The organism is Natrialba asiatica DSM 12278, from assembly GCF_000337555.1.
GTDB classification, from domain to species: domain Archaea; phylum Halobacteriota; class Halobacteria; order Halobacteriales; family Natrialbaceae; genus Natrialba; species Natrialba asiatica.
This window is the reverse complement of record NZ_AOIO01000030.1, coordinates 311,709-337,382: the sequence shown is the minus strand read 5'-3', so window position 1 is coordinate 337,382 and position 25,674 is coordinate 311,709. Positions and strand designations below refer to the sequence as shown.

21 protein-coding genes are annotated in these 25,674 nt (G+C 64.8%); 13 read left to right on the top strand and 8 right to left on the bottom strand.

All coding sequences use genetic code 11. From position 1 onward, the window contains the following. Window positions 1-137 precede the first annotated feature (137 nt). Both C481_RS13035 and C481_RS13030 read left to right on the top strand, forming a co-directional pair. Window positions 138-413, top strand: coding sequence for a PadR family transcriptional regulator (locus C481_RS13035; RefSeq protein WP_006109692.1), 276 nt, complete (start codon window positions 138-140; stop codon window positions 411-413). A 320-nt stretch (window positions 414-733) separates the two neighbouring features. After that, window positions 734-1,738 (top strand): DUF1616 domain-containing protein, encoded by a 1,005-nt coding sequence (locus tag C481_RS13030; protein ID WP_006109691.1) that lies wholly within the window; start codon window positions 734-736, stop codon window positions 1,736-1,738. A 733-nt stretch (window positions 1,739-2,471) separates the two neighbouring features. On the opposite strand, the gene C481_RS13020 is transcribed toward C481_RS13030, so the two are convergent. Beyond that, on the bottom strand, window positions 2,472-3,008 hold the full coding sequence (locus C481_RS13020) for a DUF7344 domain-containing protein (protein ID WP_006109689.1): 537 nt from the start codon (window positions 3,006-3,008) through the stop codon (window positions 2,472-2,474). A 468-nt stretch (window positions 3,009-3,476) separates the two neighbouring features. Between C481_RS13020 and C481_RS13015 the strand changes: the two genes are divergently transcribed. Genes C481_RS13015 through C481_RS12995 form a run of 5 tightly spaced genes read left to right on the top strand, consistent with a single transcriptional unit; the run spans window position 3,477 to window position 8,916 of the window. Then, window positions 3,477-4,055, top strand: coding sequence for an acyltransferase (locus tag C481_RS13015; RefSeq protein ID WP_006109688.1), 579 nt, complete (start codon window positions 3,477-3,479; stop codon window positions 4,053-4,055). Further along, window positions 4,052-5,299, top strand: a complete 1,248-nt coding sequence (locus tag C481_RS13010; protein ID WP_006109687.1) for a DegT/DnrJ/EryC1/StrS family aminotransferase — start codon at window positions 4,052-4,054, stop codon at window positions 5,297-5,299. Before C481_RS13015 ends, C481_RS13010 begins: the two co-directional genes overlap by 4 nt. Continuing rightward, window positions 5,296-6,300, top strand: coding sequence for a Gfo/Idh/MocA family protein (locus tag C481_RS13005; protein WP_006109686.1), 1,005 nt, complete (start codon window positions 5,296-5,298; stop codon window positions 6,298-6,300). The genes C481_RS13010 and C481_RS13005 overlap by 4 nt, the downstream gene beginning before the upstream one ends. Beyond that, a complete protein-coding gene (locus C481_RS13000) occupies window positions 6,300-7,856 on the top strand; it encodes a nucleotide sugar dehydrogenase (protein WP_006109685.1) in 1,557 nt (518 codons plus the stop codon). Before C481_RS13005 ends, C481_RS13000 begins: the two co-directional genes overlap by 1 nt. Continuing rightward, the gene (locus C481_RS12995; RefSeq protein WP_006109684.1) at window positions 7,843-8,916 is read left to right on the top strand and encodes a glycosyltransferase family 2 protein; all 1,074 of its coding nucleotides are present in this window, start codon (window positions 7,843-7,845) and stop codon (window positions 8,914-8,916) included. The genes C481_RS13000 and C481_RS12995 overlap by 14 nt, the downstream gene beginning before the upstream one ends. 21 nt (window positions 8,917-8,937) lie before the next feature. On the opposite strand, the gene C481_RS12990 is transcribed toward C481_RS12995, so the two are convergent. Next, on the bottom strand, window positions 8,938-10,035 hold the full coding sequence (locus C481_RS12990) for a DUF354 domain-containing protein (RefSeq protein ID WP_006109683.1): 1,098 nt from the start codon (window positions 10,033-10,035) through the stop codon (window positions 8,938-8,940). 151 nt (window positions 10,036-10,186) lie between these two features. Between C481_RS12990 and C481_RS12985 the strand changes: the two genes are divergently transcribed. Next, window positions 10,187-11,116 (top strand): glycosyltransferase, encoded by a 930-nt coding sequence (locus C481_RS12985; protein ID WP_006109682.1) that lies wholly within the window; start codon window positions 10,187-10,189, stop codon window positions 11,114-11,116. Between the two features lie 252 nt (window positions 11,117-11,368). Here C481_RS12985 and C481_RS12980 read toward each other — a convergent pair whose 3' ends face one another. Genes C481_RS12980 through C481_RS12965 form a run of 4 tightly spaced genes read right to left on the bottom strand, consistent with a single transcriptional unit; the run spans window position 11,369 to window position 15,691 of the window. Next, on the bottom strand, window positions 11,369-12,472 hold the full coding sequence (locus C481_RS12980; RefSeq protein ID WP_006109681.1) for an NAD-dependent epimerase/dehydratase family protein: 1,104 nt from the start codon (window positions 12,470-12,472) through the stop codon (window positions 11,369-11,371). Then, the gene (locus C481_RS12975) at window positions 12,472-13,578 is read right to left on the bottom strand and encodes a hypothetical protein (RefSeq protein WP_006109680.1); all 1,107 of its coding nucleotides are present in this window, start codon (window positions 13,576-13,578) and stop codon (window positions 12,472-12,474) included. Before C481_RS12975 ends, C481_RS12980 begins: the two co-directional genes overlap by 1 nt. Continuing rightward, entirely contained in the window at window positions 13,578-14,684 is a 1,107-nt protein-coding gene (locus C481_RS12970) for a Gfo/Idh/MocA family protein (RefSeq protein ID WP_049904635.1), read from the bottom strand. The genes C481_RS12975 and C481_RS12970 overlap by 1 nt, the downstream gene beginning before the upstream one ends. A gap of 56 nt (window positions 14,685-14,740) precedes the next feature. Beyond that, window positions 14,741-15,691 (bottom strand): polysaccharide deacetylase family protein, encoded by a 951-nt coding sequence (locus C481_RS12965; protein ID WP_006109678.1) that lies wholly within the window; start codon window positions 15,689-15,691, stop codon window positions 14,741-14,743. A 242-nt stretch (window positions 15,692-15,933) separates the two neighbouring features. Between C481_RS12965 and C481_RS12960 the strand changes: the two genes are divergently transcribed. Both C481_RS12960 and C481_RS12955 read left to right on the top strand, forming a co-directional pair. After that, window positions 15,934-17,538, top strand: a complete 1,605-nt coding sequence (locus C481_RS12960) for an alkaline phosphatase family protein (protein WP_006109677.1) — start codon at window positions 15,934-15,936, stop codon at window positions 17,536-17,538. A gap of 110 nt (window positions 17,539-17,648) precedes the next feature. Continuing rightward, window positions 17,649-18,110 carry a hypothetical protein gene (locus C481_RS12955; RefSeq protein ID WP_006109676.1) on the top strand — a complete coding sequence of 154 codons (462 nt, stop codon included), beginning with the start codon at window positions 17,649-17,651 and terminating at the stop codon, window positions 18,108-18,110. Between the two features lie 71 nt (window positions 18,111-18,181). Here C481_RS12955 and C481_RS12950 read toward each other — a convergent pair whose 3' ends face one another. Continuing rightward, the gene (locus C481_RS12950) at window positions 18,182-19,567 is read right to left on the bottom strand and encodes a hypothetical protein (protein ID WP_006109675.1); all 1,386 of its coding nucleotides are present in this window, start codon (window positions 19,565-19,567) and stop codon (window positions 18,182-18,184) included. 139 nt (window positions 19,568-19,706) lie between these two features. Further along, window positions 19,707-19,841: a hypothetical protein gene (locus C481_RS22970; RefSeq protein ID WP_275040067.1), complete on the bottom strand. Its 135-nt coding sequence runs from the start codon at window positions 19,839-19,841 to the stop codon at window positions 19,707-19,709. Between the two features lie 125 nt (window positions 19,842-19,966). Between C481_RS22970 and C481_RS12945 the strand changes: the two genes are divergently transcribed. From C481_RS12945 to C481_RS12935, 3 genes are all read left to right on the top strand, one after another. After that, window positions 19,967-21,778 (top strand): hypothetical protein, encoded by a 1,812-nt coding sequence (locus C481_RS12945; RefSeq protein WP_006109674.1) that lies wholly within the window; start codon window positions 19,967-19,969, stop codon window positions 21,776-21,778. Between the two features lie 446 nt (window positions 21,779-22,224). Continuing rightward, the gene (locus C481_RS12940; protein WP_006109673.1) at window positions 22,225-23,169 is read left to right on the top strand and encodes a hypothetical protein; all 945 of its coding nucleotides are present in this window, start codon (window positions 22,225-22,227) and stop codon (window positions 23,167-23,169) included. A 487-nt stretch (window positions 23,170-23,656) separates the two neighbouring features. Continuing rightward, window positions 23,657-25,354 (top strand): hypothetical protein, encoded by a 1,698-nt coding sequence (locus C481_RS12935; protein WP_006109672.1) that lies wholly within the window; start codon window positions 23,657-23,659, stop codon window positions 25,352-25,354. Window positions 25,355-25,674 lie beyond the last annotated feature (320 nt).

The following is a 25,674-nucleotide window of genomic DNA, read 5'->3' as shown; positions in this document are numbered from 1 at the left end:
TGGACAGTCATGAACGGATGGTTGTCACGGGAACAATCGATTTAGACACTTTGAAAAATACTGAAAGGAGTACTAACAGCGCTGTATGATACGGATAACAAATATCTATTCTGTGGTACGGTCACTGTGATTGAGCAATGCACGATCTGACCGGTTTCCAGCGCGATTTGCTGTACGTCATTGCAGGCGCAGACCAGCCTTCTGGACAGACTGTCAAGGACGAGGTCGAGAAGTACTATAGTTCGGAGATCAATCACGGGCGATTGTATCCGAACCTGGATACGCTCGTCAACAAAGAACTGGTCGAGAAAGGACAGCTCGACAGGCGAACGAACTACTACGCGATTACCGATGACGGGCGCCAACAGATCGATGACCGGCGAGAGTGGGAGGAACAATACGTCGACTTCTGACTGCGGTAGTCGTCTTTTTCTGCAGTTCCGTGTCCGTGCGGTGACGAATTCAGAGCGACTGCTCGAGTCTGTACGCCCCTGAGGGCGGGATAGAACGCCCGAGACGAAGCGGGACATCGGGAACTGCGCCGTGGGTCGTATACCGATGGCTGATAGTGGGATCAAAAAATGATAGTAAGCTGGAATATAGCGCACATAACAAAGCGGACATTCGTGGAGTCGAGAGACGAGATGGTTGTTACAGCGCGTTCGAGTTCCGCGACGAGTTCAATCACTGCGAGTATCGATGGCCCCGTCGGGCGTGCGGTGGTGTTGCACAGATGAGTTTACGAACGAGCACGCAGACCCGGCTCGGGTCTGTACGACGGTATCCGGGCGATCTGGCGATCGTGTCACTCGTTGCGATCGGCGCATACGTCGCCGTCACGGGTGTGGCTGACGAGACGGCATTGCGGCTGCTTGCGGCATTGCCGCTCGTGTTGTTCGTCCCGGGATACGCACTCGTTTCGGTACTGTTTCCAGCGGGCGAGCGCGACGCCCGGGAGACGGCCGCGACGGCCGTCGATGCCGAAACCTATCCGCGCGGCATCGACGTGGTCGAACGACTCGGGTTAGCGCTCGCGGTTTCGGTCGCCGTCGCGCCCCTGCTCGCACTCGGGTTGGCTGTTACCGAGTGGGGACTCGGAACTGCGTCGACCGCGGCAGCACTCTGCGTATTTACCGTCGTGGTGGCACAGATCGGCGTGGTTCGCCGGCTGCGCGTCCCCGAGGCGAAACGGTTCCGGGTCGCACCGCTTGCCGCTCTGGCCGGCTTTCGCCAGGGTGAGAGCGGAGCTGTAACCGTCACGTCGCTGCTCCTTGGAATTGCGGTCATCGTGGCGGCCGGAGCCCTCCTCGTTGGCCTGATCGCACCGGTCTCTTCCGGCGGGTTCAGTCAACTCGCTCTGTACACGGAAAACGAGAGCGGTGACCTCGTCACCGGCGGCATCCAGGACGAGGTCGCACCCGGCGAGTCAGTTCCCGTTACGGTCGAAATGGAGAACCAGGCGGGTGAAGAAATGACGTACACGGCCGTCGTCCAACAACAAACGCTCGAAGACGACGCGGTCGTCGACCGAACTGAACTCGACACGATCAGTGCGACCGTTACGGACGGCTCGAGTGTACAGGAAGAACTCGAGGTGACGCCGACGGCGGAGTCGGGTGAAACCGTCCGTATCAGCGTGCTCCTCTACGAGGACGAGCCGCCGAGTGAGCCGACGGCCGAGGACGCCCTCGCCGAGACGACCTTCTGGGTGACGGTGACCGAAGACCCCGGCGCGTAGCGGGTTCGGTGTCCCGCTCTTTCGTCGCTTCTCGGTAGAGAGTGCCACTTTTATTCAGTAATTTAGCTGTGGCTTCGCGAACGGATGCCCGAGGAGAGTTCTGTCGCCGCTACCGCCATCGCCGCCGTCCAGAGTGGCGATTGCGACGAACTGGAACCCGTGCGACGATGACCGTGTACGTGTTCCCAACATCTCAGAAACGGCGGTTAAGGGGCTCGAGATGACTGTTTCGGTGCTCGTGAGGAAAACGGAGGGTCCCGACGACATCGTGCCGGTCACTGCGGTCAACGCCGGGGGAGACAATCGCACTGGTCGAAGCGCTCGATCGCGAGGGTGCGTTCGCTGACCTCGTTGATAGCGTTTGGAGTCCGACCGAGCCGGACGGATAGTCGTCGAGCAGTTCGAAGTTGCCCCTGCAGACGAGCACGGCCAACTCAACGGGTCGTATCGCGTTCGCTTTCGCACGCGTTTCGTCGCCGATCCTGACGGAACGTGTACCGAACGGTTCGGCGCTGCCGATCTCGTCTACTATCCGCGCTCGTCTTGGCGATGGTTGCGCGACTTGGCGTGAGATACCGTGTGCGGCGTGACCGGCTCTGTCATCCAGCCGTCTTTCAGTCGGCCCGCGTCGCGGCGTTCGCACTCACCGGCGGGGGACGACGCGCCGACGAACGAACGGCTGTGAGAAGAGTGGGCGTTCGAACAGGGTCGAGGGCGCTCCTGTCCGAGAACACTATCGACTCGCGGAACCGAACGGAAACTCGAGGTCGGGCCGCCGCGAGACGTGCTGTGCGATCGAGACCACGAAGACGCCGACACAGACCACGAGTGCGACAAGCGGTGCGACAGCGGTCGTCAGCGGGCCAACGGCGAGCCACGCAACTGCGAACGCACCGACTCCGAGCACCGAGATGGCCGCGTAGAACCGGTGCCAGGGTCGCTGCGCACCGAGTCGTCGATCGAGGTACGGCTCGAAGAGTTCGTCGCTCGGCAAGAGCGTGATGCTGTGGCTGTCGGGGTCCCAGTCGACGATGCCGTGGTCTTCGAGCATCGGCAGGTGAGTCTGGTACAGCGAGATGTAGACCCGTCGGCGCTGGGTCCGCGTGACATCGTCGGGATCGGTATCGTTCTCCCAGGCGGCGACCTGTTCGACGAGCGGTGCGAGATCGCAGGTGCTGCCCTGGCGTTTCAGGTACTGTACCGCGCGACGCCGGCGGGCATTGCTGAACACGTCGAAGAGTTCAGCCTGTGTGAACTCCTGATCAGACATGGGTGCCCTCACGGTCCCGAATCGGCTGTCGATCGGGGGTGTTCGAATACCTCACGTCACTGAGTGAGAGACACTCGTCCTTTACTATCGCGCGGCTACCTGCTCGAAACCCGATTGTACCGGTTAGCACTCGTGAAAGACGCCGGATCCGACGATTCACGGCATCTATGGAGTGATACGATCGACGGGAGTGTCGGGTGTGGCCCGTCCTGTAAGGAGAGCGTAGCCTGGCCTCGTCGCTGTAGTTCGTGGCTACGAACTCGTCAAGACGGGGATAACAAAACCTCGTTACCGGCTGTATCAGGACGATTCCCTCGCGGGTATCGAGTAACCAATGACACAGCATAACCGACGACGATCCGCCGCGGTGGCGTGTACGACGGGGCTTCTCAGTCTCGAGCGGGTGATCGTCGACCGACCGCGGCAGCGACGGACCGAGCGACAGTCACGCGGTGGAGGGCCGAACAGATGACGGCGTTCGAATCCGGTGAGGACTGCACGATCGAGCCCGAGGCGACGGTTGGCTACGGCGAGTTCGACGAACCGACGCTGCTCGGCGACGGCGCGACGATCAGAGCCGGCTCGATCGTCTACGGGGACGTGACGATCGGTGACGAGTTCACGACGGGCCACGACGTGCTCGTCCGTGAGGCGACCGCGATCGGCGACGACGTGCTCGTCGGGACCAAGACGGTCATTGACGGGCAGACGACGATCGGCTCGCACGTGAGCCTGCAGACGAACGTGTACGTGCCGACGGAGACGCGCATCGGCTCGAACGTCTTCATCGGTCCCGGTGCGGTGCTGACCAACGACGAGTATCCGGTTCGTACCGACGACGGTCTCGAGGGACCGACGATCGAGGACGACGCATCGATCGGCGCGAACGCGACGCTGTTGCCGGGCGTGACGATCGGTGAGGGTGCGTTTGTCGCGGCCGGAGCGGTCGTTACGGACGACGTTCCGCCCGGGCGGCTCGCGGTCGGTGCGCCGGCGACGATCGAACCGCTTCCTGGGCCACTTGACGGACCGAACCAGCTCGCATGACTGAGAAATCGCCAGACGATCCGACGGAGGGTGAGACGAAGAGCGAAACGGACCGACCGACTCGACGGGGTCGAATCGCACCCGACGGCGGAACCGAGGCCAGAACCGACACGAGTACCGTCGAACCCGTCGACGACGTTCCGATCGCGGATCCGGATCTCAGTTCGACGGAGATAGAGCGCGTCAGGGCAGTGTTGGAGGACGGGATGCTCGCCGACGGGCCCGAAGTCAGGGCCTTCGAGGGCGAGTTCGCCGGATTCTGTCGGACCCAGGCCGCGGTTGCGACCTCGAACGGGACGACCGCCCTTCACGCCGCGCTCGAGGCGTTCGGCGTCGGCGAGGGCGACGCGGTCGTCACCTCTCCGTTCTCGTTCGTCGCGAGTGCGAACGCGATCCGGCTTACGGGGGCGACGCCCGTCTTCGCGGATATCGATCTCGGCACGTACACGCTCGATCCGACCGCCGTCGAGCGCGTGCTGGCGGAACGCGACGACATCGTCGGCCTCCTGCCGGTCCACCTCTACGGCCTGCCGGCGCGGATGCCGGCGCTGTGCGATATCGCCGAGGAGCACGATCTCTTCGTCCTCGAAGACGCCTGTCAGGCCCACGGCGCGACGGTCGACGGCAAGCGCGTCGGCGGGTTCGGCGACGCCGCTTGTTTCTCGTTCTATCCGACGAAGAACATGACGACCGGCGAGGGCGGCATCGTCACGACCGACCGCGAAGACGTTGCCGAGAGCGTCAGACAGTACGTCAACCACGGCCGGGCCCCCGGCGAAACCGGCGGCTACGACCACGTCGCCCTCGGTCACAACTACCGGATGACGAGCCTGGCCGCCGCCATCGGCCGCGTCCAACTCCAGCGCCTGCTCGAGTTCAACGAGGCGCGTCGGGAACACGCCGCCTCCTACGACGATCAGTTTGCGGAGCTACCGCTCGAGACGCCGACGGTGCCGGAGGGGTACGGCCACGTCTACCACCAGTACACGGTGCGGACCGAGGATCCGGCCGAGCGGGACGCGCTCGCGAACACGCTCGCGGATCGCAACGTCGACTCGGCGGTCTACTACGATCCGCCGATTCACCGCCAGTCGGCCTACGAAACGGTAAGTACGGCTGCTGCGTCGCTGCCCGAGGCGGAGCGAGCGGCCGAGACAGTTCTCTCAGTACCCGTCCATCCGGGTCTCTCCGAGCGCGAGCGCCGAACCGTCGTCGAAGCCGTCCACGATCACTTCAATCTATGAGTACGGAAGGAACGCGATCTCCATCGACACGACCGATCCGGGCCGGCGTCATCGGCGTCGGCTCCATGGGGAAGAATCACGCGCGCGTCTACAACGAATTGCCCGGCGTCGAACTCGTCGGCGTCGCCGATCACGACGCGAGCGTCGCAAAGCAGGTCGCGGCGGAGTACGGCGCGGCGGCGCTCGACAGCGAAACGCTGTGCCGGCGCTGTGATGCCGTCACGGTCGCCGTACCGACGCACGTCCATTACGAGACGGTGTCGGCCTGTCTCGACGACGGCGTCCACGTTCTGGTCGAGAAACCGATCGCCAGAACCGTCGAGGAGGGCCGCGCGCTGGCCGAACAGGCGCAGGACGCGGGACTCGTCCTGCAGGTCGGCCACATCGAGCGGTTCAACCCGGCCGTCCAGACGGTGATGGAACTCATCGACGACCTGGATGTGATCAGTCTCGAAGCCGAGCGCCTCGGCCCGCCGGTCGACCGGACGACCCGCGCAAACGTCGTTTTCGACCTGATGGTCCACGATGTCGACATCGTCGGCTCGATCCTCGATGACCGGCCCACCTCGGTCAACGCGATCGGCACCGACGACGGCCAGTACGCGACCGCAACGATGGCCTACGACGACGTGGTCGCCTCGTTGACCGCGAGTCGCGTCACCCAGAAGAAGGTACGCAAACTCACCGTCACGGCCCGCGAGTGTCTCGTCGAAGTCGACTATCTGGAGCAGTCCGTCTTAATTCACCGCGACTCCTACCCCGAGTACCTCACCGACGACGGGCCGAACCGCTACCGCCACGAGAGCGTCGTCGAAAACGCCCGCGTCGACAACGGGGAACCGCTGTGCCACGAACTGCGCTCTTTCGTCAACGCGGTTCGAACCGGCGTCGAACCGGCGGTTACGGCCGAAGACGGCGTCAGGGCGTTGCGGACCGTCCAGACGATCGAGTCGCTCGTCTCGGGGGAGGCCCCGCGCCGAGAACAGGAGGTGGAGGCCTGATGCAGACGGGCGACGCGCCGGAGCAACCGGAATCGGCCCGGAAGACGGCGCTCTACGGCACGGCCGTCCCAGCCGACCGTCAACGAGAGCTCCTTACCGACGGAGACGTTCCCGTCGCCGTCTACGGGCTCGGGAAGATGGGCCTTCCGCTCGCAGCCGTCTACGCCGAAACAGCCGGCAACGTGATCGGCGTCGACATCGACCCCGCCGTCGTCGAGACGGTGACCGCCGGCGAGAGTCACGTCGTCGGCGAACCCGACCTCGCCGAACTCGTCGCCGAACAGGTCCGGCAGGGACGGCTCGACGCCACGACCGATGGCCCCGCCGCCGCCGCCGAGGCCCGCGTTCACGTCATCATCGTTCCGACGCTGCTAGACGAGGAGAACGAGCCGAATCTGACGACGGTCGAGTCCGTCGCCGCGGACATCGCGGCCGGCCTCTCGCCCGGCGACCTGATCGTCGCCGAGTCGACCCTGCCGCCGGGGACCTGCCGGGACGTACTACAGCCGTTCCTGACAGCCGAAAGCGGACTCGATTCCGAGGAGTTCGGCCTCGCGTTCTGTCCCGAACGGACCTCCTCCGGAACGGCGCTGCGGGACATCCGCGGCCGGTACCCGAAGGTCGTCGGCGGCATCGACGACGAGAGCACCCGCGCCGCGGCGCTCGTCTACGACGAACTCTCGGCCAACGACGTGCACCCGGTCGCCGACGCGACCACCGCGGAGGCGGTCAAGGTGTTCGAGGGGATCTACCGCGACGTGAACATCGCGCTGGCGAACGAACTCGGTCGGCTCGCGGACGACCTCGGCATCTCGGTTCGCGAGGCCATCGAGACGGCCAACGACCTGCCGATGTGCCAGCTCCACGACCCCGGTCCCGGCGTCGGCGGCCACTGCATCCCCTACTACCCGCACTTCCTGCTCTCCCGGATGGACGAGCCGATGGCCCTCACCCGGACGGCGCGAGCAGTCAACGAGGCCATGCCCGCGGTCGTCGTCGACCGGCTCGAACGCGAACTCGCGGCCGTCGACGCCGACCTGGACGGCGCGTCGATCGCCGTCCTCGGAATCACCTACCGTCCCGGCGTCGAGGAAACGCGGGCCTCGCCCGCGCTGGGGGTTATCGACGAACTTCGCGAGCGCGGTGCCGACGTTGCGGGCGTCGATCCCCTCATCGACCCCGCCGACTACGGCGCGCGATCCCTTTCGATCGACGAGTTCGAATCGTCGGCGGTCGACGGCGCGGTCGTCGTCACCCCCCACGACGAGTTCGGTCGCATCGACTGGGACGCCGCGGAGCCGATGGTGGTCGTCGACGGTCGGGACGCAACTGAACTCGAGGAGACGACGCACCGCGTGTACACGCTTGCGGGGTCGCGACGCGGCCGACCGCCGCGGCCCGGCACTCGAAGCGCCAGCGGTGAGGGTGACGCCAGCCCGACGGACGCCGTCGGCGGGGAGAGTGACGACCGGCGGCCGAGCGAGGACGCCGGCGACGACGCGCCGAGCGGATCAGCGGCGAACCGAACGGGTGGTGGAACCGATGTACAGGGGTAAATCGATCGGCGTCGTCGTCACGTCCTACAAGGAGTCGGCGTTCGTCGATCGGGTGATCGAGACGGTGCCGTCGTACGTCGATCGGATCTACGCCGTCGACGACGCCTCGCCGGACGATAGCTGGGCGGTGATTCAGCGGGTTGCAGCCCGCGTCAACGCCGAAAGCGAGCCGGAGCGAGCCGTCGCCGACGGCGGCGACGGTCGCCGCGTCGTTCCGGTCCGCCACGACGAAAATCGGGGCTACGGTGCAGCGGTTAAGACGGGATACGAGCGCGCCGCACGCGACGGGATCGACGTCGTCGCCGTCATGAACGGGGACGGCCAGATGGACCCGACGATCCTCGAGCGGATCATTGATCCCGTCGTCGACGGCGAGGCCGACTACGCGAAGGGGAATCGGCTGCTGTACTCCGAGGACCGCGAAGGGATGTCGACGTTCCGGTTCGTCGGCAACGCGCTCCTCTCCGGGCTCTCGAAGTTCGCCTCGGGTTACTGGACGATCAGCGACCCCCAGAACGGCTACACCGCCATCTCGCGCGAGACCATCGACGAACTCGACCTGGACGCGATCACGGACCAGTACGGCTTTCTCAACCACATCCTCACGCATCTCAACGTCAACGACTGCCGCGTCGCCGACGTGTCGATGTCGGCGCTCTACGGCGACGAGGAAAGCAGTATCAGGTACGTTCCGTTCGTTCGGTTCGTCTCGCTGCTCCTCCTGCGAAGCTTTTACTGGCGGCTCAAACGCCAATACGTGATCGAGAGCTTTCACCCCGCCGTCGTGTTCTACGGGGCTGGAACGGCCGGCCTCGCCGTCGGGAGCGGCGGCCTGGCCGGTTCGATCGTTCAGGTTGCACGGGGAAAAGATGGGGTCACGGGCGCGCTCGTATCCGTTCTCGCAATACTGGTCGGCGTCGTCTCCCTCGGCGTCGCGATCTCGGTGGACGCAGCGGAGAACGAATCGCTCCAACGAACCCGGTACGAGGACAGTACCGACCGCGAACGAGCCGACCTCGAGCAGCCAGCCGAACCGAATCGGACCGGCGCGTCCGAGTAGCCCGTTTTTTGCCTCCCGACGTCACCGTACCGGCGATCGCGGGCGCAACACCGCGCGCGCCGGTGAGTCGAGTTCGGCGAGATCCCCGCGGACCTCCGCGACCGCGACGAGTAGATCGGTCAGGTTCACGAGATCGCCGACGTACGCCTGGCGGCGGCGCTGCCAGCGGTCGGTGGCGTCCGTCCGCACGAGTTCGACTGCCCGGTCGCGGACCGCGGCGTAGTCGTCGAACTGCTCGGCCAGGCCCGCGCGTTCGAGTTCGCTGAACTCGCCGTACTCGTGGTCGTCGGTTCCCTGGTAGCGAAGCGCCGGCGTCCCGAGCAAGCCGGCCTCGTTGACCATCGTGCCCGTATCGGCGACGAGCAGGTCGGCTCCCGCCATCGCGTCGTGGATCAGCGCCGGGTGGAGGTCGTAGGGCCGGGCCGGCAGGTCGCCGAAGTCCATCGTTCCGCTCTCGTCCGAGACGAAGACGGTCGCGTGCTCGCTCAGCCGTTCGAGGAGATCGCGTCGTTGGTCCCGTGAGAAGCCTTCGATGCCGGTATCGTGGAGCGCGTCCATCGCGTTGAAGCGAACGAGCGCGTACGACTCGTCCGGATCGAGCGCGAGGAACTCGTGGATCGCCCGATCCGCCTCGAAGATGTCGGGGTGGAGATACGCACACTCCTTGAACCCGTCGAAGGTGTAGTGATCGTCGCCGAGGTCGCGACGCGTGACTTCCGGCGACAGAATGCAGTCGGCGAACGGTCGGGAGACGGTGTGGTTGAAATCACCCGGCTCGTCGTCCAACACGAGGACGACGGGCGTTCGGGTGACCGTTCCCGCCAGCGCGGCGTAGGGACCACGGCCGAAGACGACATCGGGGTCGAACCGTCTCGCCTCCCAGACGATCCGACCGAACTGTTCGCCCAGTTCGTGAGCGAGCTCAAGATTCGAGGGTGCGCGCGTCTCGTGGGTCCCGTACCGCCGGTAGGGCAACCCGAAGAACTCGAGTAGGTCGGTCGTACAGGCGTACTCCCGGGTCAGAACGAGCACCTCGTGACCCGTCTCCGCGAGGTGATCGACGGCGTGCCGATACAGATGCACGTGCGCGGGAGTGTTGGCAAAGACGAGAACTCGCATCGCCCACAGCTAGACGCTTTGGCTGCTTTGTAATCGTACACGTACAGTAGCACGTGCAAAACGCCCATAATCGGCATATTCACTCCCGTCTGACCGTTCAGAAAAGGTTCTGGATAACAAAACGCCGCCGGTGAGAGACACCGATACCGAGATGCACGTGCTCACGCTGACGACGAACGCCGATGCGCCGTTTTTAACCGAGCAGATGCGTGCACTCGAACGGCGCGGCGTCACCTTCTCGACGCTATCGGTGTCGGGAACGGTCGACGGCGAAACGTCACGAAGCCCGCTCGAGTACCTCAAATTCTTTCCCTCGGTACTCCGCGAGGCCGGTAACGGCTACGACCTGATCCACGCCCACTACGGCCTGACGGCACCGATGGCACTCGCACAGGTCCGCAAACCCGTCGTCCTCTCGCTGTGGGGCTCCGATATTTACGGCCCCGTCGAACCGGTGAGTCGAGCCTGCGCGCCGCTGTGCGATGAACTCGTGGTCATGTCCGAAGCGATGCGGACGTACATGGGTAGAGACTGCACCGTGATCCCCGACGGCGTCGACCTCGAGAAGTTCCGGCCGGCCCCGCAGGATCGCGCCCGCGAGGCGGTCGACTGGGACGGCGACGCTCACCACGTCCTCTTTCCCTACACGCCCGAGCGCGAAGTGAAGAACTACCCGCGGGCGCGGCGGATCGTCAACGCGGTCAACGGCCTGGTCGACCGCCCGGTGCGGCTGCACACGGTCTACGACGTCGCACACGACGAGGTCCCGAACTACATGAACGCCGCCGACGCCCTGCTGTTGACTTCCCACAGCGAGGGCTCGCCGAACTCGGTGAAGGAAGCGATGGCCTGCAACCTGCCCGTCGTCGCGGTTGCCGTCGGCGACGTTCGAGAGCGACTCGAGGACGTCGCTCCGTCCTGCGTCGGAACGAGCGACGAAGCGTTGATCGACGGCCTCCGAGACGTCCTCGAACGCGGCGACCGCTCGAACGGCAGGGAAGCCGCGCGGGAGATCAGCGTCGACCGGACGGCGGATCGCTGGGTCGACGTGTACGAGCAGGTCGCGTACGGGAACTACTGAAAGTCAGTTCCCATCCGGTCGGACAGCCCTCGCGCGACCGATGTGCACGCGGTTCCATGTATTCCTCTAGCGAGGCGATTTACCGACTCTCGCCGGCACGCCCAGCATAACGACGCCGCCGAGTAACGGAACCGTCCCCTCTTCGCCATCCCGTCCCGTGGTGCGTTCGAGCCGAACCGCGGGCAGCCATACCCTTCCGACAGAAGGACCGGTGACAGCCACGCGGGAATCTCGATCTACTCGCCGCCGGCGTCACCGATGCGCCGCTCGATACCAGTCGACCGCCGCCGGCAAGTGCGCCTCGAGCGGCCGAGACTCGTATCCGAGTTCATCTCGGGCCTTGCGCGAACTGTAGAACAGCCGTTCGGTCGCGAGCCGCGCCATCTTCCGGTCGAACGGGAACACGTGCTGTTCCGTGACCGTTCCGACGACTTCCGCGACCGGCCCGGCCGCGTGGATCGCCGCCGCCGGCACCTGCACGCGCGCCGGTGAGCCGTCCGCGTAGTCCGCGATCCGCTCGATCGCCTGCTCGTAGGTGAGGTTCTCGCCGCCGAGGATGTAGTGCTCCCCCGACTCGCCGCGTTCGTACGCCGCCAGCAGGCCGCCGACCACGTCGTCGCGGCCGACGATGCTCAGTCCGCCCGGCAGGTAGGCCGGCATCGTCGGCTCGAGTCCCATCGAGAGCAACTGCGCGGTGAACTCGTCGTCGCCCGGTCCGAAGACCGATGTCGGATGGACGGTCACGGCGTCGCCGCCCTCGGCGGCGTACCTGTCGACGAACTGCTCTGCTGTCGCCTTCGAGCGCTGGTAGGCACCGATCGGTTCGACTACATCCGTCTCGGTCGCGAGTTCACCGGGCTGGTCCGGGCGGCGGGTGCCGGCGGTGCTGGTGAAGATCAGCCGGCCGGTGTCGGCGTCGCGGCAGGCGTCGAGGACGCTGCCGGTTCCCTCGCGATTGACGCGTTCGACCGTTTCGGGGGACGCGCTCCAGAGGCCGACGCCAGCGAGGTGGAAGACGGCGTCAGTGCCGTCGACGAGTTCGCGGAGCGTGGTTCGATCGAAGAGGTCGCCGACGTACCAGTCGACGCCGTCGCGGATGGTCCGTTTGCGATCGGAGGTGGGGCGACAGAGGCCGCGGACGGTCCAGCCGTCAGCGAGGAGTCGGTTGCAGAGCGCGGTACCGAGGAAGCCGGTTGCGCCGGTGACGGCGGCGGTGGGGGTGGCGGTATCGGTATCGGTGTCGGTTTTGGATGTCGTGTCGGTTGTGGCGGTGCCAGTACTGGTGTCGGTGCTGGTGCCTGGTTTGGTCCCGGCCGCAGACCCGTCAGCATCCGACTCCGCCTTCGATTCCGTCATCAGTGCCCACCTCGCGCGTCGAGCTGTGGCGGGACGGCGTCCCCGCCGACCGCAGCGTAAAGGCGGTACGCGGCTGAGACGGCGGGGTGCGTTGCGTCAGATGGCGGCAGCGACGCGCCGTCGAGTCGCTCCCGGAGCGTCGCGAGGTGCTGTTCGAAGTCGACGCCGCTGGCGTCCGCCGCGGTTCCAACCGGTGTGACGCGAACCGTCGATATCTCGCCGGCGCCGTCCGTCGTCCCCATCGCCTCGAGTTCAGCTGCGCGCGTCCGATCGGCGATGCTCGACTGGCCGAGTAGCGATGCGCCGAGGGTGTCGACGGCGGGCGTCGGACCGGAAAACAGGGCGTTCGCCGCGTAGGGCGACTCGCCGTAGGCCGTCGTCGCGTCGAGCAGGGAACCCCGTGGGTCGATCGCGTGGGTTGCTGCAACGGCGGTTGCCGCGGAGTCAGCGACGGCGTCGACCAGCCGCGCGAGCGTTCGCCGTCCGCCCGCGAACGTCCCGGCGTCGGTCGGCCGAAGCGTCGGAACGGCGATCACGGCGCTCTCTCGGAGGGGCACGGGAACCGATACCGCGACAGCGTGGTCGTCGTTCGTGAGGACGTATCGCTCCCGTTCGAGGTCGTCGTCGCTACAATCGACGAGTTCGGCGCCGGTGCGTGCCACCAGCGACGGATAGCCGAGGTAGTCGGTCGTGCGCTCGAACGCGATGGCCGCTGAACTCGTGCCGGCGACGGCGAGCTCGGCGTCCGTTCGGTCGTCGAGGAGGGAGAGGGTTGCACCGACGAGGGCGGGATCGGTCACCATGCCGGTGGAGGGGTGGAACGGGTAGTGCGTGTCGGGGACGAGGGTGATTCGCCCCGGGCCGGCGGTCGAAAGGGCGTCGAGGATCGGCGAGAGAACGTGCTCGACGGACGACTCGAAGGCGGCCATCCGTGCGTCGAGGTCTGGATTCCAGCGTCGAATGGGCGCGTTGTCACCGTCTCCGCCGCGGCCGTCGAGCAGGTCTCGGGGTTCGGTGCCGTCGGTGGTGTCGGCGTCAATATCGGTGTCGTTGGTACTTTCGCCGGCCTCGACGACCGTTCCGCGGACGACCGATTCGCCCGTCATCACGTCACCTCCATCGTCTCGAGTTCGTCGCCGTCGCCGTCGGCGGCCAGTTCGTAGGCGGTTTCGGCCAGTTCGAGGCTCCGCTTGCCGTCCCGGCCGTCGACCGGCGGCCGCTCGCCGTTGCGAATCGCTTCACAGAACGCCGAGAGCGCCTCGTAGTGGGCCTGCAGGTAGAACGTGGGGCCGAAGACGTCGGACTCGGAGCCGGTGACTCTGCTCGCGACGTTCGAGAGTGCGGATTTGGCTGCGCTCGCGTAGAAGTTTCCGGGGAGGTGGTCCTGGTTGCTGATCGTCCCGGTGATGCCCTCGAGTCGGAGGCGCGTGTTCACTTCGGGAAGTTGTTCCCACTGGTAGGAGCCACAGTGGAGCGTGATCGTCGTCTCCGTCTCGGGTGCGCGCAGCAGGACCGTCGCCGCGTCCTCGACGGGGATGTCGAGCGTCGCGTCGGTCGTGGCGTCGCGGACGTCGAGGTCGCCGAAGAGCCACTCGAGCACGTCGAAGCAGTGGATGCCGAGTTCGAGCAGCGAGCCGCCGCCGGCCGCGTCGGCGTCGAGCGGCCACGAGGGGGGCGCGTGTTCGACGGGCGGACGGCCGAGCGGGCCGTCGTTGAGCCGCGTAATCGAGGCGTACGGAACGCGACCGACGGTACCGTCCTCGTATTCGGATTTGACGCCGATCATGTCCGGCTGGTAGCGAAGCGTGTGGTCGACGCCGACGGCGATGCCGGCCTTCCGGGCCGTTTCGAGCAAGCGGTCGGCTTCCTCACTCGAGCGCGCGAGCGGTTTTTCGACGAACACATCGACGTCGTTCTCGGCGGCTCGTTCGACCGCGTCCGCGTGGAGAAACGGCGGCAGCGCGACGACGGCCGCGTCGAGTTCTTCCGCGTCGAGCAGGGTCGTGTAGTCGTCGTACGTGCGCGGGACGCCGGCGCGTTCGGCCCGGTTTCGGTTCTCGGGCATCGCATCGGCGGCGGCACGAACGTCGACCGCGGCCATCGAAAGCGCGGATTTCAGGTGAACCATGCCGATATTGCCGACGCCGAGCACGCCGAGCGCGAGGCCGCTCGAGCCAGAGAAGGGGAATCGACTACGAATTGCAGAGCACATCTACGCAAGAACGGGGCGTGGGTGGGCTTTGTTATCGCCGTCGTACAACGCGCTTCTCAGTCATCACGCGTGTGCCCGCCGTCAACGGCGACGACTCCGCCGTCGACGCCGCGGGCGACGGCTACCCGTCGCGCAACGTCGCCCATCGTTTCGACCGTCAGATCGGTCTCCGCCCGTCGTCGATCGAGATACTCGAGAATCGCCCGCATGCGTCGGTCGTCGCGGCGGTGTGTGAGGTTGTTTGGATGCAGCCACATGTGGAAGATGCCGTCGCTACCGACGGCCTCCTCGATCCCCCGCCTGGCCTGGACGACCATCGGGTCCTGCCAGATCGACTCCGCAACCGTCCGCGCCGGCCCCTCGAAGCCGAAGAGAAATAGCGAGGCCGGCACGTTCACCAACCCGAACTCGTCTCTGTACGGCTCGACCAGCATCGTCTGATCCCGAACCGTCGAAGCGAAGAGCCCGCGCACGCCGTCGTGCGTCGGCGACCGCCCTCTGTACGCGCTGATTCCGAACTCGGCAAGGACGTCCCGGTGACCGATGTCGTTGCGCGGATAGATGAACGAGTCGACGGGCTGGCTCCACGCATCCGCGATCTCGAGACTTCGTTCGAGTTCAGCCACGGCGAGGTCGCGGTCGGTCTCCGGGCGGCCGAAGAGGACGTGCGAGAACGAGTGGCTGGCGAACTCGTGATCGACGTCGGCGGTCAATAGCGCGTCGACGAGATCCGGGCCGAATCGGAGGTCGGGGCGGTCGTTCCAGTCGGTTTGCTCGTATTCGAACCAGCCGTCGGGAGCGGGGTGGTCTGTGTGAACATGGTCGCAGTCCTCGAGCATGAGATGGCCGACGACGGCCCAAGTGGCCGGAATCTTGTACTCATCGAAGAGGTCGAGCATGGTCGACCAGCCGCGGCGGCCGGCTTCGACCCGATCGGCGGGAGGTGTTTCGAAATCGTGAAAGCCCCAACCGAGTTCGGCATCGAGCGAACAAACGACGCTACCCATCGATCCCACCACGCGGTCGTAGCATACTCGTGGCGGATTTGATCTGCCGGTTTTGTTATTGGTCCCTTTGAGTGTGCAGGCGCGCGACCGCAAACGGTATGGTGAGCGAACAGCCGCGCCGTCGCTCGGACGACCTGGTAACGTGACCGAACAACGGTCGTTTCGCCTGATCAGTCCGTGAACGTTGCCTATAACAAAGCGATCATCCCGACACCTCCACGACAGCAGGTTTCTCGACAATCATGAGCGGATCTACTCAACGGACCGGACGAGCGTTCGTCCTCGGCCTCGACGGCGTGCCGTGGCGGTTGATCGAACAGTGGAGCGACGAGGGGGCGCTTCCCAACTTCGCCCGACTTCGAGACGAGGGCGCGTCCGGGACCCTCGAGAGCACGCGCCCGCCGACGACGCCACTCGCGTGGCCGTCGATCGCGACCGGCGTCTGGCCGGACAAACACGGGATCTACGGCTTCCAGAACCTCTCTAGAACCTACTCCCACGAGATGTACACAAGCCACGACGTTACCCAGCCCACCCTCTGGGATCTCCTCTCTCCCGCCCACGTCGGTAACGTCCCCATGACCTACCCCGCGCGTGAACTCGACGAGGGCGGCACGATGGTCACCGGAATGATGACGCCCTCGACCGACCAGGACTTCACCCACCCGCCCGACCTCCAGGCCGAGATCGAGTCCCAGGTGTCCGACTACGAGATCAGTCTCGACTACCCCGAGTACGCCGACCGGCTCGACGACTTCGAGGTCGCCGTCGACGAGATGCTGGCCAACCGCCGCAAGGTCATGGATCTCCAGTTCGATCGCGCGGGCGCGGACTGGCGGCTGTTCTTCTTCGTCTACACCGCCCCCGACCGGTTCCAGCACCTCATCTGGGACATGGACCGGCTTCTCGATCACTACCGCAAACTCGACGCCATCCTCGGCGACGTGATCGAGTTCACCGATCGCCACGACGCCGATCTCTACGTCGTCTCCGATCACGGGTTCGGCTCGATCGACCAGCTGGTCTACATCAATCACGTGCTGGAGCGAGAGGGCTACCTCGCCAGGCGCGAGGACGAGGGCACGCGGGGCGCGCTCGCGAGTCTCGGCATCTCCCGCGACCGGATCACCGACGTGCTGGCACGGGTCGGCATCTCCGAGGAACTGCTCGTCTCGACGCTCCCCCGGACGCTCGTCGACTCGGTCGCCGAACAGATTCCCGGTGATCACGCCCTCTACGATGTCAACTACGAGGAGACGACCGCGTTCGTCCACGGTGCCGGCAACTGCTACGTCAACGACACCGACCGCTTCGAACACGGCGTCGTCCCGCCGTCGGAGATCGACCGCGTCAAAACCGAACTCGCTGAACTCTTCGAGTCCGTCACGGACGAACACGGGGATCGCGTGCTCACCATCGCCGACGGCGACGAACTCTTTCCGACCGACGACGGCTCGCCGGATCTCGTCGTCAACGGCGTCGACGGCTACGACTGCCGGAACGCGATCACCGACCAACTGTTCGGCGATACCGGGACGTACGCGGCTAGCCACCGGAGCGAGGGGATTATTCTCTGTCGGGGTCCGTCAATCGAACCGGGAGCAACCCTTCGCGGTGCCCGCGTCGTCGACGTCGCGCCGACGCTGCTCCACGGCATCGGCGAGCCGGTCCCGAAGAACATCGACGGGCGCGTCCTCTTCGACGCGTTCGATTCGGCGGCGACGCCCTCCCAGACGAAAGTCGAGCGCACCGCCGTCTCACAGCCCGAAAACGAGGACGAAGAGGCGGTCGACGAGGACTTTACGGAGGTCGAAGACCGCCTGAAGGGACTCGGCTACATGGAGTGACCGCGACCGCGGGTCGTCACTCCGGTTGCACCGCTTATTTCGCACCCGATAGCGACCGTTCTAACTCTTGCAAGCACAGCGGCTACCGTTCTCGCGACCAACCCATCACTATGGTCGACGACGACCTCGAACTCGAACGCGACCTCGGTGAGGCAACGATCGTCTACGACGAACCCGACGAGGGAACGGTCCGAAAGACCGTCCCGAACGAACACGTCGCCTACTTCCAGGACCACTGGATCATCAAGACCGACGAGGACGACGAGGGCAACGATATCGTTCGGCGAATCCCGGCCCGACGAGTTCACTACGTCGAACGCTCCGTCGAGGAGTTCCAGTCGGAGGTCAAGACGCTGGCCGATCAGGTGCAGTCGGTCGCCTCGTCGCTCCGGACGAAGATTCCGGTCGGCGGTGAGTCGGGGGGCCGGGGTGGGAAAGCGGCGGACCGAAGCGAGACTGACGAGGAGGTCCACCCGATCGAAATCACGCCCGGGCGGGCGGACGAGTCCGATTCGGATACGGATACAGATGCAGATCGAGACGCAGACGCCGATTCCGACACCGACAACTAAGCAGACCGACGACTCGAATTCCGCTGAACTCGCGGAAAATCTCCGTTCACGGCTCCGCTCGTCGCTCCTTCTTATCGTCCCAGCCGCACCCGGTGGAGACCCGTCTTCATCGTCTTCCAGACCGGATACGCCGTGTTGTAGACGCTCGCGGGTGCGTTCCTCGCGCCCGCGCGAAGCACCCTATGCGACAGCGGCGGCCCCGATTCCGAGACGAGTTCGTCGAGCGACGCCGTCTCGAGCCACGCGAAGAACTCGCGTTCGGCGGCCGATTCGGGCTCGCGGTCCGTTTCGCGAACGCGCCTGCGGATGTCCGCCCACATGTAGCGTTCGTCCTGGCCGAGCACCCAGGCTCCGTTTTCGAGGGCGCGCCGGAGATCGCGGTAGTCGGCGTCGGTAAACGGGTAGCCGTGTGCCTGCGGGTCGAGTCCCGAGAGGCGGAGGCCGACGGCGGTCCGATAGCACTTTTCGCACTGCCCGCAGTTGCCGTCCAGCCGCGTGTTGCAGGTCTGGAGTTCGAGATCCGCGGCCTCGCGCTCGACGTAGTCGGCGATCAGATCGAGGCGCTCCTGGCGGGTGAGGTCGTACGCGTCGTGGTGACACTGCGTGCCGGTCCAGCGGACGTGGTCGTCGATATCGGGTCGCGAGCCCCACTCTAAGTCGATGCCGTCCCAGTGGGTCGCGGCGACGTACAGATCCTCGATGCCGCGAGTGTACGCCATCGGCGCACAGAGGCCGAGCAGACCGAGACCGTGGCCGACCGAGCTGTACCAGCCGCCGTCGACGTAGCGTTTGTAGTGAGCGAGAAGCATTGCGTGGTCGAGCGCCGACAGGGCGTTCGTCTCGATGAACGCCGTGTCGAGATCGCGCTCGTCGGCGAACGTCGAGACCCGCTCTCGCAGCGTCTCCCAGTCCTCGTCGTCGGCCGGATCTGGCGTGATCGTCCAGCCGCGGAGACTGACGAGCGTCGGCTCCTCCTCGCGGTGGCGGACGTACGAACAGGTCGAATCAACGCCGCCGGTGAAGAGGAGTGCGCTGTCGCTGTCGTCGTCGCTGGTGCGAGCGCTATCGTCGGTATCGCTACCATCGGTGCCGGTGCCGGTTCCAGGGACGTCGTCGGAGCCGCCGGAGCGCTCGTGAACTCGGCGAGCGTACAACTCGCCACCCTCGAGAAAGTCGTGCATTCCACACAGCGACTCCTGAACCGCCGCAAGCGCGTGCGCGAACGATCCATCGACCGTCTCGACGTACACGTCCGCACCGTTCGCCCAGGCGACGGGACACACCTGTGCGAGGATCGGAACCACGAGTATCCCGTCCGGAACGGATTCGATCGAACGGTCGTAGTTGACGGTAATCGGCTCACCGGTGAAAAAGCGCTGGAGATCGGACGACGGGTGCACCTCGCACGCGAGCGTCGACCCGGAGACGGTCGGCCGGTCGAGAGTGATCGATGACATAGCTGAACTCGTTGTCCCGAGGACTACGGAGGGCTACAAAAACCATCAGAACCGTTGATCGGTCGGGGACGATGAAATCGATCCATAGCCGACCCTCCGCTGTTCGACAACGACGCCGTACACGGCACAACGTCGTCCTTCACTGATCGGGACCGTCGCCCGGATTCCAGCGCAGTCCCCCGAGTTCAGCGTGTACGACAACCGTACCGGTCACGCGGCGACTCCGAATGGCGGCGGGGAAGTCGCCGGGCAACGCCGTGTCGACGAGTGTCAAACCCGTTCGTTTTTCCTGCACTCACACCCTGTTTGATAGGTTCCCTATAACAAACGCCCCATTCGACGAGGCTCCGAGCAAGCAATGTGTCCAACCAGTTGGCTGCATCGTGGAGGTCTGAGACGATGAACCGATCAGTGCTCAACGTGACGTACGCGGTCGGCTTTTTCGCCCTCGCTGCGGGACTTCTCGTCGCGAGGGCGAATCCGGCAACGGCGTACGAACCGTCGCTGTTTACCGCGACGCCGACGGCCGTCTGGGTCGGATTCGGGATCGCACTCGCAATCGCGCTCGTTACGGCACTCGCCTGCCGCGGCCGCCAGCAAGCGATCGGGATCGCACTCGGTGCGACGACGGTAACGGCGATCGTGAGCCTGCCGCTGATTCGGAACTACCGGTTTGCCGGGATGGGTGACGCGCTGACTCACCTCGGGTGGACGCGGGACATCGTCAGCGGCAACCTGCAGCCCCACGAACTGTTCTATCCGGGGCTGCACTCGCTCGCATCCGTCTTGCACTTCGTCGCCGGCATCCCTATCGAGCGAGCCCTGTTGCTCACCGTCGTCGTCCTGTTCGTTCCGTTCCTGGTGTTCGTGCCGCTCGTCGTCCGCGACATCTCCGGCAACGGACTCGCGGTCGGCGTCGCCGCGATCGTCTCGTGGATGGTCCTGCCGATCAACAACATCGCGACGCACATGGGCGTGCACACGAACTCGAACGCGCTGTTTCTGGTACCAGTCGTGTTGTTCGCCTTCGTCGCGTATCTTCACCGCCGGTCGACGGTCGAGCGGCTTCCGCTCGGACTCTCGCCGTTTAGTGCCCTGCTGTATCTCACCGGGATCGCGCTCTTGCTCGTGCACCCACAGCAGATGATCAACGTCGTCGTCCTCGTCGGTACCGTCGCGGGCGTGCAGTATCTCGCGCGCTGGCGGTACAGCGACCACCCGATGCTCGACCACCCGACGGCCTACACGCACACGATCGTCCTCGGCGTCATCTTTGCGGCCTGGGCGTTGACGAACGAGCGGTTTCAGAGTGCGCTGTCCGGGATGGCCACTGGAATGCTGTCCGCGGATATCAGCGGCGGACAGACGGTCGACCAACGCGGGGCGTCGCTTACCGAAATCGGCGGCAGCCTCGGCGAATTGTTCGTTCGGATGTTCCTCGATGCGGCCGTGATCGGACTGCTGGTCGCGCTCTTCGTGCTGGTCATGTGGCTCGGTTGGACGAAAGTCGACCGCGAGACCTCGGCGTTCGTCACCTACTTCGCGATCGCGCTCTTCCCGCTCGGCGGCATCTTCCTGCTTTACTTCGTCGGGACGCCGACGATGGCCTTCCGACAGATCGGGTTCATCTACGTCGTCCTGACGATCCTCGCGGGTGTCGCGATCGCCCAGGCTATCGGCGGGCTCTCACGATACTTCACGATGCCCGGAGCGAACACGGTCGCCGCCGTCGCCCTCGGCGCGTGTCTCGTCCTCGGGCTGGGGACAGTTTACGCATCACCGTTGATCTTCAGTCCGAACCAACACGTGACCGACCAGCAGTACAGCGGCTACGAGACGAGCTTCGATCACGGCGTCGATGACCAGCCGTACGCCGGGCTCGGATACGACCCGTACCGGTACGATCACGGTATCTACGGCCTCGAACGTGAGGCACCACTGACGAGCGCCGGCACGGCGAGCGGCGAAGTCGATCCCGACGAGTTCGAGGCGGGCAACTACACGGGCGCGTATCGCGGATCCGATTACTACTTCGCCGTCACGGAATACGACGTGACGAGGGAGATCGAGGTCTACCAGGAGCTACACCACAGCGAGGACGCATTGAGTGACGTCTCGCAGCAACCGGGCGTGAACAAGGTGGTCTCCAACGAGGAGTTCGAACTGTACGCGGTCGAGTCGACGAACGCGACTGACGGTGCCACCGTGTAGCGCAACGATCTCCGAAACGATTTCTCCGACCGATCTCGGCTCGCGACCGCGACGGACTGCTGTCAGTTAGCTCCGACACACCGCGACCTCTCCTACAGTTACGCCGGGGAATCCGTACCACAGTCTCTGAACTCTCGCCGACGGCGGCGCGGGTAAGTACGGACTGCCCACTGTTTCAGCGCGGATCAGCCGACCTGCTGTGGCGAGTTAGCACACCGGTCAGAAGACGGAAAACGGGGCGTATAGCTCCTGCAACCGCGAGTAAAAACGTATTGACTCGGAAAGCCCCTGTTGTGAGAACCGTTTTCACCGTTCATCGTTCGTATCTTCGTGAACGAGACGGGCTACATTGTGAGCGAAACCGTAGTGTTACAAAGAATCTCTATAAATTTAATCTTCAGATCCAAAGAAAGGTTTATGGGCATAAGGTGTTGTTACGGAATTGTATGGCGCAGCATTCCCGTACGTCCGAAACGGAGACGACTCCGAACAACGGCTGTAATTCCGGCTTAACACGCCGCAACTACGTCCAATCGGTCGCGGCGGTCGCGGCCGCAGCGACGACGCTCGGTGCAGCCGGGACGGCAGCGGGCCAATCGGACTACGAACGTATCGACGCCGAAGGGCAGACGATCACGGTCGAGTCCGGTGACACGTGGGAGAACAAACTCATCGACATGACCACCGGCCAGGATATCGTCATTACCGCGAAGGGTAGTGACTGGACGATCCGAAACATCGGATTTACCGGTAAAAACACCTCCGGAACCGGCTCCGCTACCTTCGGTATCTCCGACTCCGGGGGCGAGAGTTCGATCGAGAACGTCTACCTCGGAGATGGGACCGGCGAGCAAAACGGCAGCTCGAGCGGCCACGGCCAGACCGCCTTCTGGGTCAATCCGGATCACGCCGGGCACATCGACTTCCAGAACGTCAACATCCAGAACTTCGCGGACAACGCCATCTACGGCTCCGCGCCCGGGACGGGTGGCGGCGGTACCCTCCACATCGACAGCTGTTTCGCCGCAAACTGCTACGTCTCTCACTTCCGCGTCGCGACGGAAGGCAGCAAGATCACGAACTCGAGCGTCCTCGTCGACGACGAGGGTTACCAGGGCCGCGGTATCTGGGCCTGGGCACCCGGTCCGATCGAGGTCGACAACTGCCAGATCGAGATGAACGGCCAGAACACTGCTATCGAGGCCGGTGCGAACGGCTCCGCCACCGAGGTCAAGGTTAGCAATAGCGACTACGGCGAGGAAGCCGGTATCGCCGAAAACGCCGGCTCGACGGTCGAACTCGGTGACAGCGTCGGCACCGACCCCGAGGCAGTCATCCCCGACGGCGTCCCGACCGACGCCGAGGCTGCGGCCTCCGGCAGTTCCGACTGATCGCTCGCCGTCCTCGTCCCCCTGACGGCGGCCCTCCACCGCAGTCCCGCTGACGGATCCTCCTTTTGCTGTGTCGTCTTTCGCCCCCGATCTAGCCGTCGCTCTCCGTTCTTCGTGGCTCCCGCCGACTTACCACTCCCGTCGAAACGAGTTGAGAACGCGTCATGTTCTCGATTCGGACGCGATCGATAGTATAATCCATATGATATTAATTCACTGTGCCGAGCGGTAATACGGTATTACTCGCCAGACTGAGCCGACGTGGCGAAACGCGTTTCGGCTGTGAAGATAGATAGTTTTGTGATCGAATACTCAGACCATATCTACCGTCTGTAAATTTTAGAGATTAGATAAGAGAAAGTTTCTTGTAGTAGTCCCAAATTACTCGTAGTACATGGCACGCGAACGTTCGGTACCGGGTGACGGTTCATCCGGGGATAAGGCAATGACAGACGGTAATACTCAATTACTCGGCCGTCGATCGTATATGAAACTGGCCGGCGCAACGACTGCAGCAACGGCGTTTGCCGGCACCGTCGGCGCGGCCGACGAGGCCGACTACGAAACGATCGACGCACAGGGTCAGGTCATTCGGATCGGGCAGGGCGAGACCTTCGAGAACAAACTGATCGACCTGACGACCGGTGATAGCGTCGTCTTGCTCGTCGAGGGCGGCAATTCGACGATCCGCAACGTCGGCTTCGAGGGACTCCACCGCGGAGACGGCTTCATGATCTCGATCACGGCTCCGAGCGGAGACGTGCTGATCGAAAACGTCTACCTCGGCGATGGCTCGACCAAGGAAGGCGAGAGCTTCGTCCACGGTCCCGGCGCAGTGTTCTACCACAAGGAGTCGTCCTGTAACGTGACCTTCCGCCACTGTAACGTTCAGGGATGGCCGAACAACGGCTTTTACTGCTCCAACACTGCCTCCGGCGGGTCGGCCCACTTCGACCGCTGCTACGGCAAGAACAACGGCGTCAGCACGTACCGTGTCGCCGGCGGCGACGACGCGATCGTCGACTCCGTCGCGTACAACGACGACACCGACTACGGTCCCGGCTGGGGCGGCTACACCGAGGCCCACGGTCGCCCGGTCTGGGTCTGGCCCGGCGACACCGTCACGATCGAGAACTCGCACTTCGCCGACGGGCCGTACCCGCACGCGATGGTCCTCCGCGAAAGCGGGACCGCCCAGATGTCAGGTGGAGCCATCGACGGCAACGTCCAGGGCAGCGGTCTCGAACAGACCGACGTCTCGAGTTCACCTGAACTCTCGGTTCCCGAGGGGACGCCGACGTCGGCGGCGGAAGCCGCCTCTGGCGGGTCGAGCGACGGAACGACCGGCGGCGTGGACGACGCCGAGGACGGCGAAGATACCGAGGACGCCGAAGACGGGCAGTTGCTGCTCGTCGAAGGCGACAGCGCGGACGTGACCCGCTACGAGTTCGCGGTCGACGGATCGGTCGAGCAGGCGACTACCGACGGCGCGACGATCGATGGCGAAGACGAACTCGAAGACGGCAGCGTTCGCGGCGTCGTCGCCGACTGGAAGGACGCGTTCCGGTTCGAGGGCGAACTCTCGTCGCTGACCGTCGACGGCCCCGGTCGAGTGCTCGTCGACGGCGAGGAAGTCGATCCCGCAGACTACGGCGAGGAGCTCCCACACGAACTCGAAATCGACGGCCGCGGCGCACCGACGAGCTACGAGATCACGGTCGACGGCACGATCGAACTCGATGCCGACGAAGATCCGGACGACGAGGCGACGACGATCTCCGGCTCGACGGTCCAGAGTTCGGTGACGGACTCGTCGCAGGTGTTCCGGTTCTCGGGGGCGCTGACGGACGTGACGTTTACCGACGGCGAGGCGGCCGTCTTCCTCGACGGAGAACGGATCGATCCCGCAGCGTACGGCGACACTGAACTGCTGCCACACGCGCTGGTTATCGACGGCTCCGGCACCGACGACCCCACGTCGTACGCCGTGACGGTCAACGGAACGATCGTCAAAGCCGACCCCGGCGAAGCGACCATCGACGCCGATGACACGATTGCGGACGGCACCGTTCGCGGCGTCGTCGATACCGAACTCGACGCCTACTGGTTCGCGGGTGAACTCGGGGACTTCTCGCTCTGTGGGGACGCAACGGTGGACGTGCAGTACAACGCGCGGGATCAGTAGTTACGTCGGAATTGAGGGGTGATACTGTCGGATAGAAGTCGAGACGATGTCAGTCGCGAATCCGCGGCCGTCGAGCAAACCGTCGGTTTGCGATGCCCATCAGAACGCACGCGTTCTGCGGGCGTCTCCACCGGTGACGGCCCCAGCGGAGCGACCGTCTTCACGTCGTTCTACCCGACAGTATACGCAGCGTGCCGAGTCAAAACCACTCCTCTCGGTCGTCGGTCGTGAACGGATCGTGGTATCGTCTCGGCGCTGTATGATAACACACGCGGCGTTCGGTAGTCCCAATCTCTGACTGCCCAGGAGCTAAAGGCTAG